Genomic DNA, 14130 nt, shown 5'->3' with positions numbered 1-14130 from the left:
CTAGATTGGCAGTGGAAAGATGAGATAGCCAGAGCGTTGTTAACGAATTGTAATCTTGATTCGAATTTAAGCGATTAAACCGGACAGTGACTGCCAAAGAATACTCGCGCCAATAAGGCTGAATAACACGCCACACAAGCCATCGATGTAAACGGTCGCTTCGCTGAGTTTCTTCTGCAGTGTTTTGGTTGAAAGCATCCACGCCAGCAGTGAGAACCAAAACAGTGAGAGGCCAAATAGGATGATCAGAGCAAAGCCTTTGCCTGACAGCGACATATCTGCAGGGACTAAGCTCGACATTAAACTAATAAAGAACACCAAAGCCTTTGGGTTGAGAATGTTGGTCATAAACCCTTTAGAAAATGCATCTCGCTTGTTGGTCAGAATCAGATCTTTAGAATTGACGGTATCGGCGTCATCATCGTGGTTCTGAATGATTTGCCAGGTTGCTTTAAGTGCACCGTAACCTAAGTACAGTAAGTAGCTACCGCCGGCCAATTGGATAATGGCAAATAGTGTGGGTTGCTGGTGGACTAGGTAACTGATTCCCGTCAGGCTCAGTAATGAGTGCAGCAAGATCCCGCAAGATAAGCCAAGCGCAATGTACAAGCCTGTCTGGCGTCCGTGACGCGTCGCATTTTGCACGACTAACGCAAAGTCAGGGCCGGGGCTCATCAAAGCGATGAAGTGGATAGAGGCTAGGGTGATCAGTATGGTGACTTCGTTCATCATCAGTTCTCAATAACGTTACCGCTATTTTTAAATAAGTAATCGTATTGAGCGTAGCTTACCGTGATTTGAAATCGAGCAATTGTAAATTATCAACACTTAGTTGATTTGTGAGGGTGGTACGCCGAACGTGGTTTTGAAAGCCTTAGAGAAGTGTGCCTGATCATAGAAGCCTACTTGGTGCGCAACCTTAGTACCACATATCCCAGACTTAATCAGGCGCATGCTTTGTTCCATGCGTAAACGGCTCAGCCATGCATAAGGCGTAATGCCCATTTTGTTTTTAAAATGACGTTGGAATTGAGTCGTGGTTAAACCACACAATTTAGACAGTTGTTCTAATCGCACTGGTTGATCCAAATTCGCCATCAAATAGTCTTTTAGCGTATCAATCGATTGATTACCCAGTTTGATGTCGCTTTTCGATCCAAATTTCGCATAACGATCGACAATCGTCGAGAACCCTTCGAAAGGTAAGCAATCTTGAGCGAGCTGGCTGATGTTTTGATGGATTAGTAGGCCGTGTAAGTTGCGTAATTGTGAAAATGCAGCTTGATCGGAGAGGATCAACTCAGAAAAGCCTAATGTGTGACCATTCTTCTTGGGATCGGCAAGATCTTGAAACCATTGGGGAGAAACTGCAAACACACTGACTTGATAACCCGAATCGAGTTTGGAGTGCCCATCATGCAGCTCATCGGGTGGCATGATAACAACTTGGCCTGCACCAACATTATGGCTCGTCCCTTTATAGACGAATTTCTGCTGTCCTTGGGTAATTAAACCAATGTGAAAGTCCAAATGATAGTGGCGCTGAAAAGCAAACTCTTGGTATTGAGCTTGGATCAGGCTGATATCTTCTGTTGGGGTAGAGTAATAGTGGACTTTATCCATGGTACAAAAAAGCTTGGTCAAATAGTCATCAATTCAACCAAGCTTATCTTCGTATTAAGGGATTGTCTTGTAAAAAACGATCAGTGTTACTGCTTAGCGCGTTTGTTCTTTCTGTTGTTACGCAGACCGTCAAAGCTGAATATCACCAACGCTCCCCAAATAAAGGCGAAGGTAATCGCTTTGTCACTGGTAAACGCTTCGCCATAAATCAGCACCGCTAACAAGAACATTAAGCTTGGTCCAATGTACTGGAAGAAGCCGAGGGTCGATAGCTTCAAGCGTGTTGCAGCGCCAGTAAAGCACAGCAGTGGAATGGTGGTAATAACACCAGCAGCAACCAGTAATAGATTGAGTTGCATCAGGTTCATTGAGAAGTCCGAGGTTGGGCTATCAGCAATAAACAGTAGGTAGGTTGCTGCGAGAGGTAACATAACCAGAGTCTCAATGAACAAACCGGTTTGCGCTTCTAAGCTCACCTTTTTACGCAGTAAGCCATAAAAACCGAAGCTAAAGGCTAGGGCAATGGCGACGATCGGCACTGAACCGAAGGCAATTAATTGGATTAATACGCCAATCGCAGCAAGAGCCACTGCAAACCATTGCAACTTACGTAAGCGTTCGCCGAGGAAGAGCATCCCGAGCAACACGTTAATCAGTGGGTTGATGTAATACCCCAAGCTGGCATCAAGCATGTGATTGGAATTCACCGCCCAAATAAAAATAAGCCAGTTAGCGCCCACCAAAATAGACGTCGCCACCAAATAGAGCATTTTTGGTTTCGAGGTCAGGGTGTCGCGGACTTTACGCCAGCTGCGGCCAATGTGCAGTAAGAAAGCGAGTAGGAAAAAGGACCATACTACACGGTGGCTAAGGATCTCTAACGGGGAAACATCACTTAAAGATTTGAAATATATAGGGGCGATCCCCCACATGGTGTAGGCGCCGACGGCAAGCAAAACTCCCTGGCGCGTACGTTGTTGTTCTTCCTGTGTCATGCATCTTTCTCTAGCACTGAGTGCTTATTAATAAGATTTATAAGAGAGTTGGTCAGTATAGGAGCGATAACCCTTTTCACCTAACAATTTGCGGTTTAATTCGCCAGCGTTCCCCTCTACAATGTGCGACTTGCTTGCCGAAGATGCTTGCTGATTTCATACCTCGATTAGGAACCACAATGACCGCCACTCTGATTGCTGAGCAAATACCAACTCCCGCGAATGATGCGCAAACCATCTTGCAAGATGTGTTCGGCTATCAAAGCTTTCGCGATGGTCAGCAAGAGGTCATTGATTTGGCCGTTGAGGGCAAAGACAGCTTGGTGATTATGCCAACCGGTGGCGGTAAATCTCTGTGTTACCAAATCCCGGCTTTGGTTCGTGAAGGGCTGACTCTGGTTATCTCACCGCTGATTTCGTTGATGAAAGACCAGGTTGATCAGCTGAAAGCTAACGGCGTCGCGGCAGAGTGCATTAACTCGTCGATGCCGCGTGAGAATCTGATCTCGGTCTTTAATCGTATGAACTCAGGTCAGTTGAAAATGGTGTATGTCTCGCCAGAGCGCGTGTTGATGCGTGACTTTATCGAGCGTCTACAAGGCTTACCGCTTTCGATGATTGCGGTCGATGAAGCGCACTGTATCTCTCAGTGGGGACACGATTTCCGACCTGAATATGCTTCGCTAGGCCAGCTTAAACAGTATTTTCCGCATGTGCCTTATATGGCGCTAACGGCAACCGCTGATGATGCGACGCGCAAAGATATTATCTCGCGTTTGCAGTTGGTGGATCCGCATACGCATTTAGGCAGCTTCGATCGCCCTAATATTCGTTACAACTTGGTTGAGAAGCACAAGCCTGTGTCACAGGTGGTTCGCTACCTAGAAACACAGAAAGGCAATTGCGGTATCATCTACTGTGGTAGCCGTAAGAAAGTGGAGATGGTGACCGAGAAGCTGTGCAATAACGGTATTCGCGCTGCGGGTTACCATGCTGGCATGGATACCGACGAACGTGCTTACGTTCAAGAAGCTTTCCAACGTGATGATATTCAGATCGTGGTAGCGACTGTGGCGTTTGGTATGGGTATCAATAAACCCAACGTGCGCTTTGTGGTGCACTTTGATATTCCACGCAATATCGAATCTTACTATCAAGAGACTGGCCGTGCGGGTCGTGATGGCTTACCTGCTGAAGCGATGATGCTGTTTGACCCGGCTGATATGGGTTGGCTGCGTCGCATGCTGGATGAGAAAGAAGAAGGCCCACAGAAACAAGTTGAGATGCACAAGCTGAACGCGATGAGTGCCTTTGCCGAAGCGCAAACCTGTCGTCGTCAGGTTCTATTGAACTATTTTGGCGAATATCGCGAGAAGCAATGTGGCAACTGCGATATCTGCCTCGATCCACCTAAGCATTTTGATGCGACTAAAGAAGCGCAGAAGGCATTGTCTTGTGTGTACCGTGTCAATCAGTCGTTTGGTATGGGCTACGTGGTCGAAGTGATGCGTGGTATGCAGAATATTCGTGTCCGTGATAATGGCCACGATAAACTGTCTACCTACGGTATTGGCCGTGACCATAGCCACGATTACTGGATCAGTATCTTCCGTCAGCTGATTCACAAGGGCTTGTTGTTCCAGAACATCACTCGTAACTCGACGTTACAGTTAACCGAAGAAGCACGTCCGTTACTGCGTGGTGAGATGTCTTTGGAGTTGGCTGTACCTCGTTTAGATACCGCGGTGCGTAATGCGAAGTCCGATAAACTGAGCAGTAAGAACTACGATAAGAAGCTGTTTGCGAAACTGCGAAAGCTGCGTAAGTCGATTGCAGATGAAGATGGCTTACCACCTTATGTGGTATTCAGTGACGCGACGCTGATTGATATGGCTGAAATCCTACCCACATCTTATGGCGAGATGCTGGCAGTGAATGGTGTCGGTCAACGCAAACTCGATAAGTACGCTGATCCATTTTTAGATTTGATTCAAGAACACATCACCACACACGGCTAATTGGCTGATTGCTAGTTTTCAGAAGCGTTTAGCTTATAAGAACGGTTAGTTCATAGAAAGAGAATAAGGTTGATAGGGACATGACAACACCAACAGAATTTGGCTTAAGAGAGTATTTGGCTGAGGAAGGACGTTTATTGATTACGTCTCCAAGTTTTGACTTTGATTCTTACGAAGTGTTAGGTAAAAAGCTGGTGGCATTGCTGTCCGCGTCTGTTGTTGAAAAACAATGGGACGCCGATATGCACTCTTGGTTGATTGATTTTGAAGATTGTCGAATGTTTTTAAAGTCTGAGCATTACAGTGAATCAATTTGGTTTGAGTCGTTAAACGCTGAAGAAAGCCGAGAAGAGTTCGATTATCTCGCGACGCTTTTCAAGCGCGGCTTCTAACTTTTGGCATGGTTTCTAACTTTTGGCATGGTTTCTAACTTCAAGCGTGGTTTCTAACGTTTAGCATAGCTTTTAAAAACATAGCTTCTAGCGTCATTCATCAATAAAAGTGAGGATAAACGTTTGCGTTTGTTCTCACCGTTGCAGCCAGTATTGATTAATGTATAATCGCCCGCCGCTCAATAGAGCAAATTATAGAAACATTTTTAATTCACATTATTGGTAAGAGCTTTCTTAGTTTATTCGAAGAAATGACTCGATTTGGGTTCCCTCACCCCCAAACCAAACTAAAAAGGTACAGCATGAGTAACTTTACCCCTGCGCAACAGCGCAAAGCCCTAGCACTATTAGTTTTGTTCCATTTGGTGATTATTGCGTCAAGCAACTATTTGGTTCAGCTACCTTTTACCGTCTTCGGTATGCACACCACTTGGGGTGCTTTCACTTTCCCGTTTATCTTCCTAGCGACCGATCTCACAGTACGCATTTTTGGTGCGCAGCTTGCTCGTAAAATCATTTTCTTAGTGATGTTGCCTGCACTGGCCGTTTCTTATTTATTGTCTGTGGTATTCTTTGAAGGTTCCTTCCAAGGCTTTAGCCAACTAGGCGAGTTCAACTTGTTTGTTGCACGTATCGCAGCGGCAAGCTTCATGGCTTATTTGCTCGGTCAGATCTTGGATGTGCATGTGTTCAACCGCTTACGCCAAATGAAGCAATGGTGGGTTGCGCCAACGTGTTCGACACTTTTTGGTAATGCCATTGATACCATCGCGTTCTTTGCGATTGCTTTCTACCAAAGCCCAGATCCATTTATGGCTGAGCACTGGACTGAGATTGCGTTGGTTGATTACGGATTCAAACTCATCATTAGCTTAGGTTTGTTCGTGCCTATGTACGGTGTGCTTCTTAATTACGTGGTTAAGAAGTTAACCGCAGTGAACCCTGACTTTAAAGCGACAGGTGTTAACGCTTAAGTTTGAGACTTGTAACGCAAAGCATTAATGCAGCGATAAGAAAAAGCCCAAGTTAGTCTACTAACTTGGGCTTTTTTAATTTCTAGCGTCAGATATTAATATCAGAGGCATTCAATATTCAATGGCCAGCCAATATCGGTTTGTCTATTCGACTCGATCTCTAGCTCAGCAGCGGTCAGCGGGTTGTCTGCTAGCCATTGCTTAGAAAGCGTTAAGGTCAGGTTGTTACCATCGGTTGCAAGCTTAAACTCAGGCTCTAGCGCTGGATTGCGACGGTGGGTCAGCAAAATAGCTAAACGCAGAATTCGTAAAATACGCTTGCTGCTGGTGCCTGAGATTGCATGTTGCTCTGGCAATGAGGTTAACTGTTCACGGTAGCGACGTGTTAACTCACCCAAGTAGTGCTTTTGCGCTCGAGTAAAGCCAGGCAGGTCTAAGTTCTGCAGTAGGTAAGCGCTGTGCTCGCCACCTTTTTTGAAATCGATGGTTAAACCAATCTCATGAAGCTTAGCTGCGGTTTGCAATAGCACGCCAGCTTGTGGTTCTGAAACCCATGTTTCGGCGCCTGCTTGCTCTAACAGAGTTTGTGCGACGACAGCAACTTGTTCACCGTAGCTTACGTCCATTTGATAGCGTGATTGCACGCTCTTGACGGTACGCGCACGAATATCTTCTTGGCGAAGTTCATCCACCATCTCGTAGGCTAGGCCTTCACGGAGTGCACCGCCTGCGAGTGTCATTGAATCAATTTCAAGTAGCTCAAAAATAGCGATAAGAATAGAAAGGCCACTTGGGAACACTAATGCACGCTCTAGGGTCAATCCTTCTATTTCTAGCTCTTCCAAGCGCTCGGTAATCATGGCTTGTTTCTGTAGACGCTTAAGTTTGGCATGAGTAATGACTTCATCCATGCCTTGCGCCAACATGATTTCTTGCAGTGCTTGAACGGTACCACTGGCGCCAACACACACGTCCCATCCGATATCAGTGTAGCTATCTAGAATAGGAGCCAACGTAGACTTAGCCGCTTCAATGGCATTGTTAAAGTTGGTTGCGGTTAATTGGCGATCTTTAAAGTGGCGCTCAAGCCAGGTAACACAGCCCATCTTCAGGCTAGTTAGTGCTTTCGCTGAGAAGCCTTCACCTATGATCATTTCGGTGCTTGCGCCACCAATATCAACGACCAGTCGGCGGCCGCTGCCACCAGAAGTGTGTGCTACGCCTTTATAGATAGTCGCAGCTTCTTCTTCACCAGAGATAACATTGATGTCGTAACCAAGGATCTGGTTCGCTTTCTCTAGAAATATATCCACATTGATAGCGGTACGTAGGGTCGCTGTACCCACAATGCGGATATTTTCTTTCGGAATATCTTGCAGTCGCTCTGCAAAGAGACTCAAACAGTCCCAACCGCGCTGCATAGCTTCTGTACTAAGCGCATTATTTTCATTTAAGCCTGCTGCTAAACGCACTTTACGCTTAATCTTGGCCATAGTTTGTACGCTGCCATCGATGTGACGCACAACGAGCATATGAAAACTGTTCGACCCGAGGTCGATTGCAGCATAAAGCGGGGGTGACACTGTTTGACTCATAAGCGACTAAGCTTCCTTGTTATGACGCGGTTGGCGTGGGCGACGGTTCTGGTTTGGTTTACGATTACCGTTGCGTGGGCCATTGTTGTTTGAGCGGCGTTGTTGCGGGTTACGTGTACGTAAGCGCATCGGTGCTGGCAGATCTTCTAGTAGTGCAGAAGCATCGTAGTCAGACATTGGGATAGCATGCTCAATGTATTCTTCGATTGGTGGCAAGTTGATTGCGTAATCTTCACAAGCAAAGCTGATCGAGTGACCGCTTTCACCAGCACGACCTGTACGACCGATACGGTGAACGTAATCTTCGCAATCATCAGGTAGGTCGAAGTTGAATACGTGTGTTACTTGAGGAATGTGTAGGCCACGAGCTGCAACATCAGTTGCGACAAGAAGGTCAACATCACCTTTGGTGAACTGCTCAAGAATTTTTTCACGTTTCTTCTGAGGAACATCGCCAGTTAGCAGGCCTACACGGTGACCATCGGCAGCCAAGTGGCCCCAAACTGATTCACATTTGTGCTTCGTGTTAGCGAAGATGATTGCGCGATCTGGCCATTCTTCTTCGATTAACGTTTGTAGAAGAGCCATCTTATGTTCGTTAGAAGGGTAGAACAGTTCTTCTTGAATGCGGTGACCTGTTTTACGCTCAGGCTCAACAACCACGTGCTCTGGGTTGTGCATGTGCTCGAACGCTAGCTCTTGTACGCGGTAAGACAGCGTCGCAGAGAACAGCATGTTCAGGCGATCTTTTGGCTCAGGCATACGGCGGAACAAGAAGCGAATGTCTTTAATAAAGCCCAGATCAAACATACGATCGGCTTCATCAAGCACAACAGCTTGAATGTGGTTAAGGTTAAATACCTTTTGCTTGTAGAAATCGATGATACGGCCAGTAGTACCAATTAAGATATCTGCGCCTTCTTCGATTTTACCTAGCTGCTTGTCGTAGCTTTCGCCACCGTAAGCGAGTGCTGCTTTGATACCCGTGCTTTCAACCAGAGAGTCAGCATCGTTGTAGATCTGAATCGCGAGTTCACGCGTTGGTGCCATAATAATTGCACGTGGCTGGTTAGGCTTACGCCCTTCATGCTCAGGTGTTTTTAGCAGGTGGTTAAAAGTAGCAGTTAGAAACGCAAGCGTTTTACCAGTACCCGTTTGGGCCTGGCCTGCAATGTCTTGGCCGGTGAGCAGTACCGGGAGCGCCAAGGCTTGGATAGGGGTACAATAATCGAACCCTTTTTTCTCCAATCCTTCAATGACTTGAGGAAGTAAATCCAAGTCGGCGAACTTTTGCTCTGTGATATGCGTCTTTTTCATTGCTATAGAATATCAGCTTAAGCTTGCAATACGAAAGTAAATACATTCCAATAGGGCATCTATTTACTGGTTATCATCCAACCAGTTCTAAAAAATACATTGGAGTGGAAGATGAGTGATAAGATTTTGCAGCTAACTGATGACGGTTTTGATAACGATGTAATCAATGCTGCAGGCCCTGTTCTTGTTGATTTTTGGGCAGAATGGTGTGGTCCATGTAAAATGATTGCGCCGATTCTTGATGAAATCGCAAACGAGTACGAAGGCAAGCTCACAATCGGTAAATTAAATATCGACCAAAATGCTGGAACTCCACCAAAATTCGGTATTCGTGGCATTCCAACGCTGCTTCTTTTCAAAGATGGCGGCGTAGCAGCAACTAAAGTTGGTGCATTGTCTAAAACTCAACTTAAAGAGTTCCTAGACGCTAACCTTTAATCAGGTCAGCATTTGAAAAGAAACCGCGCAGTTAACAAATGCGCGGTTTTGTTTTTTCTAAGCTATGGACTAGTCTTAGTTTTAGTGCTAATTTATCGCACGTTAATTGAACGAATTTCTCTTCTTGGTCGATCCTGTGACCAACTCCTTCTTAACTTAAGAAAACAGATCCTATTTTGACTAAACAAACTTCCACCACTATGAATCTTACTGAACTGAAGAACAGACCTGTGTCTGAACTTGTTAAACTTAGCGAAAGCCTAGGTCTTGAAAATCAAGCTCGCCTAAGAAAACAAGACATTATCTTCTCCATCCTTAAAGCGCATGCAAAAAGTGGTGAAGACATCTTTGGTGATGGTGTTCTAGAAATTCTTCAAGACGGTTTTGGTTTCCTGCGTAGCGGCGACAGTTCGTACCTTGCTGGGCCAGATGATATTTACGTATCACCAAGCCAGATTCGTCGTTTTAACCTTCGCACCGGTGACTCGATTGGCGGTAAAATCCGTCCACCTAAAGATGGCGAACGTTACTTTGCACTGCTTAAAGTAAACACGGTTAACTACGACAAGCCAGACAACGCTCGTAACAAAATCCTTTTTGAAAACCTGACTCCTCTTCACGCCAACGAACGTATGGTGATGGAAGCGGGTAATGGTGCGACTGAAGATATCACAGCTCGAATTCTTGACCTTGCTTCACCAATTGGTAAAGGTCAGCGTGGTCTGATTGTTGCTCCGCCTAAAGCAGGTAAGACAATGCTTCTGCAAAATATTGCACAAAGCATTGCACGCAACCATCCTGAGTGTGAACTAATGGTTCTACTTATCGATGAGCGTCCAGAAGAAGTAACAGAAATGCAGCGCCTAGTTAAAGGCGAAGTAATCGCATCGACTTTCGATGAACCAGCATCTCGCCACGTGCAAGTTGCAGAAATGGTAATCGAGAAGGCGAAGCGTCTTGTTGAACACAAAAAAGACGTGGTTATCCTACTGGACTCAATCACTCGTCTAGCTCGTGCTTACAACACTGTGATTCCTTCATCAGGTAAAGTTCTTACTGGTGGTGTTGATGCGAATGCTCTACATCGTCCAAAGCGTTTCTTCGGTGCGGCACGTAACGTAGAAGAAGGCGGTAGCTTAACTATCATCGCAACTGCACTGGTTGATACTGGTTCTAAGATGGATGAAGTAATCTACGAAGAATTCAAAGGTACAGGTAACATGGAACTGCACCTTAACCGTAAGATTGCTGAAAAGCGCGTATTCCCAGCGATTGATTTCAACCGCTCTGGTACTCGTCGTGAAGAGCTTCTTACTAAGCCTGATGAGCTACAGAAGATGTGGATCCTGCGTAAGATTGTTCACCCTATGGGCGAAACTGATGCAATGGAATTCCTTATCGACAAGTTAGCAATGACTAAAACGAACGATGAGTTCTTTGACGCAATGCGTCGTCAGTAGTCTTGATTAGCTGATAGTTATTAAAAAGCGCTGCCTTCGGGTGGCGCTTTTTATTTGCATTTTATAGCGACAGCTTGCAGAATGAGCAAAAGTGTTAAAAGGAAGTTAAAATGCAACATGGACTGTTGTCATCATTACTCCTGTCTACTTCACTGTTACTTTCCCCGGTCGGTATGAGCTATGCCACCGAGATGTCTCCAATTACAGTAGAGTCTTGGCTTGAGAATGATCAAGTAAAACTGAAAACTGCTGAATTATTCGAATTTGTCGTACGTGACGAAGTTAATTCGCTGCGCTTCGCGCTTGAGCGTCTGACATTTCCCCAACAAGAAGTGGCTCGTTACCAACTCTTGAAGAAGCTCGAACAGCAAAAAATTGTCCTCACCCCCAAGATGTCTATCTTCATTGAGCAGCAACTCGCTATCACGCCAACTTACCAAGTTTTAGAGCGTGGAGATGGTTATGAGTTTACGGTACCTGCCTTTAATTACCCTTCGATTGCCAACCGGCTCATCAAACAGTGGCGCCAAGACCAGAAGACGCTGGTGTTTGTGTTAGATGCAGAGAAACAAGAACTCGACCTAAAAGAGTGGTTATCTGGATCTGAGCATCAAGTTCAAACACGAGAAGCATTGTTAATCAGAGAGCTAGACAGTTTGTCTCCTGAAGCGGTTGATTATCTGACTAAGCAACTCACGGCCTCCTCGATTGTTAGCTGGCTACCTTCTACTGAGGTGGTGGTTCGATTAGCGCAAGTGAGCGAAGACCCAGAGGTCTACAAGATTCTATGGCGAATGAAGGCCGATTATCATAGCCAAGCTGAGCTAGTCCGCCTTGCTGAAACCAAACAAGCGTTCGCACTTGAACAAGTAATGGCTGCGACTAAGAACCCTCGTTTGAAAGATGAAGCGATTACTTTGCTTACCAAGGTTAACCCGCTATCAGAAGAGGTGAAGGAGTTTCTTGTCTCTAGGATGGCGATTGCCGATGAAGCGCCATTAGTCGCCCGTGAATTAGCCAAACAAGGTCATACGCGATGGTTGCAAGATCTTGTAAATGATAACCCTCAGGTGAAGAGCTCTTTGATCGAGCAAGCATTACCGTAAAGTGGATTTTGCCTCTCAATAACCACACTAAAAAGGGGGATCTCAGCGTCACCCTTTTTGATATACTGAGCGCAGAATAATCAGCATGTAGAAGTCCTATGAGTTTTAAAGATTTACGTGATTTTATCGACCATCTTGAAAGTATTGGTCAGTTGAAACGCATTTCTCACCCAGTCGATCCAGACTATGAAATGACCGAGATTAGCGACCGTACTCTACGTGCTGGTGGCCCGGCTCTTTTATTTGAAAATCCAATAGGCTATGACATGCCTGTTTTAACCAATCTATTTGGTACACCTAATCGTGTGGCTATTGGTATGGGTCGTCAGGAAGTGAAAGAACTGCGTGAAGTGGGTAAGTTGTTAGCTTATCTAAAGGAACCTGAGCCACCAAAAGGCTTTAAAGATGCTCTTGATAAACTGCCGGTGTTTAAGCAAGTCTTAAATATGCCAGCTAAACGTCTTCGTAAAGCTGCATGCCAACAAGTGATATGGCAGGGTGATGACGTCGACCTAGATAAAATCCCCGTGATGAGCTGTTGGGCCGACGATGTCGCGCCATTGCTAACATGGGGATTAACGGTTACTCGCGGTCCTAATAAAAAACGCCAAAACTTAGGCATCTATCGCCAGCAAAAAATCGGCAAGAATAAAGTCATTATGCGTTGGTTAGCCCACCGTGGCGGAGCGCTTGATCTGCGTGATTGGATGGAAACTAACCCAGGTAAACCATTCCCAGTTTCTGTAGCGTTTGGAGCAGACCCTGCCACCATTCTTGGTGCGGTTACGCCAGTGCCGGATACTTTATCGGAATACGCGTTTGCAGGCTTACTACGCGGTAGTAAAACTGAGGTTGTTAAATCAATCAGCAATGATTTAGACGTTCCTGCAAGTGCGGAAATCGTGATGGAAGGTTACATCGACCCGAATGAGTTCGCGGACGAAGGGCCTTACGGAGATCATACTGGTTACTACAACGAGAAAGAAAAGCACCATGTGTTCACTGTTACTCATGTAACCATGCGCGAAAACCCTATCTATCACAGCACCTATACTGGCCGTCCACCTGATGAGCCTGCGGTATTGGGTGTTGCGTTAAATGAAGTGTTTGTTCCTATTCTTCAAAAGCAGTTCCCAGAGATTGAAGATTTCTATCTACCGCCTGAAGGTTGTTCATACCGAATGGCAGTAGTAACCATGAAGAAGCAATACCCAGGTCACGCTAAGCGAGTGATGATGGGTGTATGGTCTTTCTTACGCCAATTCATGTACACCAAGTTTGTATTGGTGTGCGATGAAGATGTGAATGCACGAGACTGGTCTCAAGTGACCGCTGCTATGTGTGAACATATGGATCCGTCACGCGATAGCTTGATGATAGAGCACACGCCAATCGATTCATTGGATTTTGCATCACCTGTGGTTGGGTTAGGCTCTAAGATGGGCTTAGACATCACTAAGAAGTGGGATGCCGAGTTAGCACTATCGCCAGATATCGAATCAGCACCTGTAAATAGTGAACATATAGAGGGCAGCTTAGCTGAGTTAACCAAGACTCAACCTGAAATTATTGATATTCACCTGCAAAACGATAATGCCAACATGGTTGTGGTGTCTATTGATAAGCAAGCTGCAGGTAATGGTAAGAAAATCATGGAAGCGGTTTGGTCTCAATTTGATGAGAACAAGTTTGTTATCGTGTGTGACGGCGATGTCAACGTGAGTGATTGGAATGACATTATTTGGGCGGTGACCACAAGAATGGATCCGGCCAGAGATACGTTGTTCCTACAGAATGAAACAGGACACTCAAAAATGGGTCTAGATGCGACCAATAAGTGGGAAGGCGAATGCCTACGTGAGTGGGGTGTTCCAATCACAAAAGATCCTGATGTCATTAAAAAGATTGATAGCATCTGGGAACAGCTAGGAATTTCATGAGCTACCAAGTAGTCTTATACCCAGAAAACATCAGTTTTACCGTAGAAAAAGGGCAAACGGTCTTGGATGCTGCGCTCAACAGCGATATCTATTTCCCAAACCGTTGCCAAGTCGGCGCATGCGCGATGTGTATGTGCAGAAAATTAGAAGGGCAAGTGAGTTACCATCTTGAACCCATGCTCACAGAGAAAGAGCAGCAACAAGGTTGGATTTTTGCTTGTCAAGCATTTGCAGAAAGTAATTTAGTTCTAACCTTTGCCGATTAAGGGTTA

13 protein-coding genes are annotated in these 14130 nt (G+C 45.5%); 8 read left to right on the top strand and 5 right to left on the bottom strand.

Translation table 11 applies throughout. The features are described from left to right. Positions 1-66: 66 nt before the first annotated feature. From M4S28_RS00940 to rarD, 3 genes are all read right to left on the bottom strand, one after another. Entirely contained in the window at positions 67-729 is a 663-nt protein-coding gene (locus M4S28_RS00940; protein ID WP_012605065.1) for a LysE family translocator, read from the bottom strand. Positions 730-828: 99 nt separating this feature from the next. After that, positions 829-1623, bottom strand: coding sequence for a helix-turn-helix transcriptional regulator (locus M4S28_RS00935; protein WP_249632149.1), 795 nt, complete (start codon positions 1621-1623; stop codon positions 829-831). 86 nt (positions 1624-1709) lie between these two features. Next, the gene (gene rarD, locus M4S28_RS00930; protein ID WP_249632148.1) at positions 1710-2618 is read right to left on the bottom strand and encodes an EamA family transporter RarD; all 909 of its coding nucleotides are present in this window, start codon (positions 2616-2618) and stop codon (positions 1710-1712) included. Positions 2619-2797: 179 nt separating this feature from the next. Here rarD and recQ point away from each other — a divergent pair, with 179 nt between their 5' ends. From recQ to M4S28_RS00915, 3 genes are all read left to right on the top strand, one after another. Beyond that, positions 2798-4636 carry an ATP-dependent DNA helicase RecQ gene (gene recQ, locus M4S28_RS00925; RefSeq protein WP_004736641.1) on the top strand — a complete coding sequence of 613 codons (1839 nt, stop codon included), beginning with the start codon at positions 2798-2800 and terminating at the stop codon, positions 4634-4636. An 80-nt stretch (positions 4637-4716) separates the two neighbouring features. Further along, a complete protein-coding gene (locus M4S28_RS00920; protein ID WP_249632147.1) occupies positions 4717-5028 on the top strand; it encodes a DUF3630 family protein in 312 nt (103 codons plus the stop codon). Between the two features lie 302 nt (positions 5029-5330). After that, complete coding sequence (locus M4S28_RS00915; protein WP_004736638.1) at positions 5331-6002, top strand: 7-cyano-7-deazaguanine/7-aminomethyl-7-deazaguanine transporter; 672 nt, start codon at positions 5331-5333, stop codon at positions 6000-6002. Between the two features lie 101 nt (positions 6003-6103). Here M4S28_RS00915 and gppA read toward each other — a convergent pair whose 3' ends face one another. Then, positions 6104-7597 (bottom strand): guanosine-5'-triphosphate,3'-diphosphate diphosphatase, encoded by a 1494-nt coding sequence (gene gppA / locus M4S28_RS00910; RefSeq protein ID WP_017077765.1) that lies wholly within the window; start codon positions 7595-7597, stop codon positions 6104-6106. A 6-nt stretch (positions 7598-7603) separates the two neighbouring features. Beyond that, entirely contained in the window at positions 7604-8914 is a 1311-nt protein-coding gene (gene rhlB, locus M4S28_RS00905; RefSeq protein ID WP_004736636.1) for an ATP-dependent RNA helicase RhlB, read from the bottom strand. Between the two features lie 111 nt (positions 8915-9025). On the opposite strand from rhlB, the gene trxA reads away from it, so the two are divergent. The 5 genes from trxA to M4S28_RS00880 all read left to right on the top strand — a co-directional run bounded on the left by trxA (position 9026) and on the right by M4S28_RS00880 (position 14124). Then, positions 9026-9352 carry a thioredoxin TrxA gene (gene trxA / locus M4S28_RS00900; RefSeq protein ID WP_004736635.1) on the top strand — a complete coding sequence of 109 codons (327 nt, stop codon included), beginning with the start codon at positions 9026-9028 and terminating at the stop codon, positions 9350-9352. A gap of 200 nt (positions 9353-9552) precedes the next feature. Beyond that, a complete protein-coding gene (gene rho / locus M4S28_RS00895; protein WP_004736633.1) occupies positions 9553-10812 on the top strand; it encodes a transcription termination factor Rho in 1260 nt (419 codons plus the stop codon). 110 nt (positions 10813-10922) lie between these two features. After that, positions 10923-11918, top strand: coding sequence for a hypothetical protein (locus M4S28_RS00890; RefSeq protein WP_249632146.1), 996 nt, complete (start codon positions 10923-10925; stop codon positions 11916-11918). 98 nt (positions 11919-12016) lie between these two features. Then, entirely contained in the window at positions 12017-13858 is a 1842-nt protein-coding gene (ubiD, locus tag M4S28_RS00885; protein ID WP_102448199.1) for a 4-hydroxy-3-polyprenylbenzoate decarboxylase, read from the top strand. Beyond that, entirely contained in the window at positions 13855-14124 is a 270-nt protein-coding gene (locus tag M4S28_RS00880; RefSeq protein WP_017081534.1) for a 2Fe-2S iron-sulfur cluster-binding protein, read from the top strand. Before ubiD ends, M4S28_RS00880 begins: the two co-directional genes overlap by 4 nt. The last annotated feature ends 6 nt before the right edge of the window (positions 14125-14130 follow it).

Origin of the sequence: Vibrio sp. J383 (assembly GCF_023503985.1) — a bacterium.
Lineage (GTDB): Bacteria > Pseudomonadota > Gammaproteobacteria > Enterobacterales > Vibrionaceae > Vibrio > Vibrio splendidus.
The sequence above is the reverse complement of the archived record's forward strand: the minus strand, read 5'-3'. Positions and strand labels throughout refer to the sequence as shown.

What these genes read in the sequence shown, in the direction of transcription:
- M4S28_RS00940 (WP_012605065.1), bottom strand. Translation starts at nt 729, where the DNA reads ATGAACGAAGTCACCATACTGATCACCCTAGCCTCTATCCACTTCATC.
- M4S28_RS00935 (WP_249632149.1), bottom strand. Translation starts at nt 1,623, where the DNA reads ATGGATAAAGTCCACTATTACTCTACCCCAACAGAAGATATCAGCCTG.
- rarD (WP_249632148.1), bottom strand. Translation starts at nt 2,618, where the DNA reads ATGACACAGGAAGAACAACAACGTACGCGCCAGGGAGTTTTGCTTGCC.
- recQ (WP_004736641.1), top strand. Translation starts at nt 2,798, where the DNA reads ATGACCGCCACTCTGATTGCTGAGCAAATACCAACTCCCGCGAATGAT.
- M4S28_RS00920 (WP_249632147.1), top strand. Translation starts at nt 4,717, where the DNA reads ATGACAACACCAACAGAATTTGGCTTAAGAGAGTATTTGGCTGAGGAA.
- M4S28_RS00915 (WP_004736638.1), top strand. Translation starts at nt 5,331, where the DNA reads ATGAGTAACTTTACCCCTGCGCAACAGCGCAAAGCCCTAGCACTATTA.
- gppA (WP_017077765.1), bottom strand. Translation starts at nt 7,597, where the DNA reads ATGAGTCAAACAGTGTCACCCCCGCTTTATGCTGCAATCGACCTCGGG.
- rhlB (WP_004736636.1), bottom strand. Translation starts at nt 8,914, where the DNA reads ATGAAAAAGACGCATATCACAGAGCAAAAGTTCGCCGACTTGGATTTA.
- trxA (WP_004736635.1), top strand. Translation starts at nt 9,026, where the DNA reads ATGAGTGATAAGATTTTGCAGCTAACTGATGACGGTTTTGATAACGAT.
- rho (WP_004736633.1), top strand. Translation starts at nt 9,553, where the DNA reads ATGAATCTTACTGAACTGAAGAACAGACCTGTGTCTGAACTTGTTAAA.
- M4S28_RS00890 (WP_249632146.1), top strand. Translation starts at nt 10,923, where the DNA reads ATGCAACATGGACTGTTGTCATCATTACTCCTGTCTACTTCACTGTTA.
- ubiD (WP_102448199.1), top strand. Translation starts at nt 12,017, where the DNA reads ATGAGTTTTAAAGATTTACGTGATTTTATCGACCATCTTGAAAGTATT.
- M4S28_RS00880 (WP_017081534.1), top strand. Translation starts at nt 13,855, where the DNA reads ATGAGCTACCAAGTAGTCTTATACCCAGAAAACATCAGTTTTACCGTA.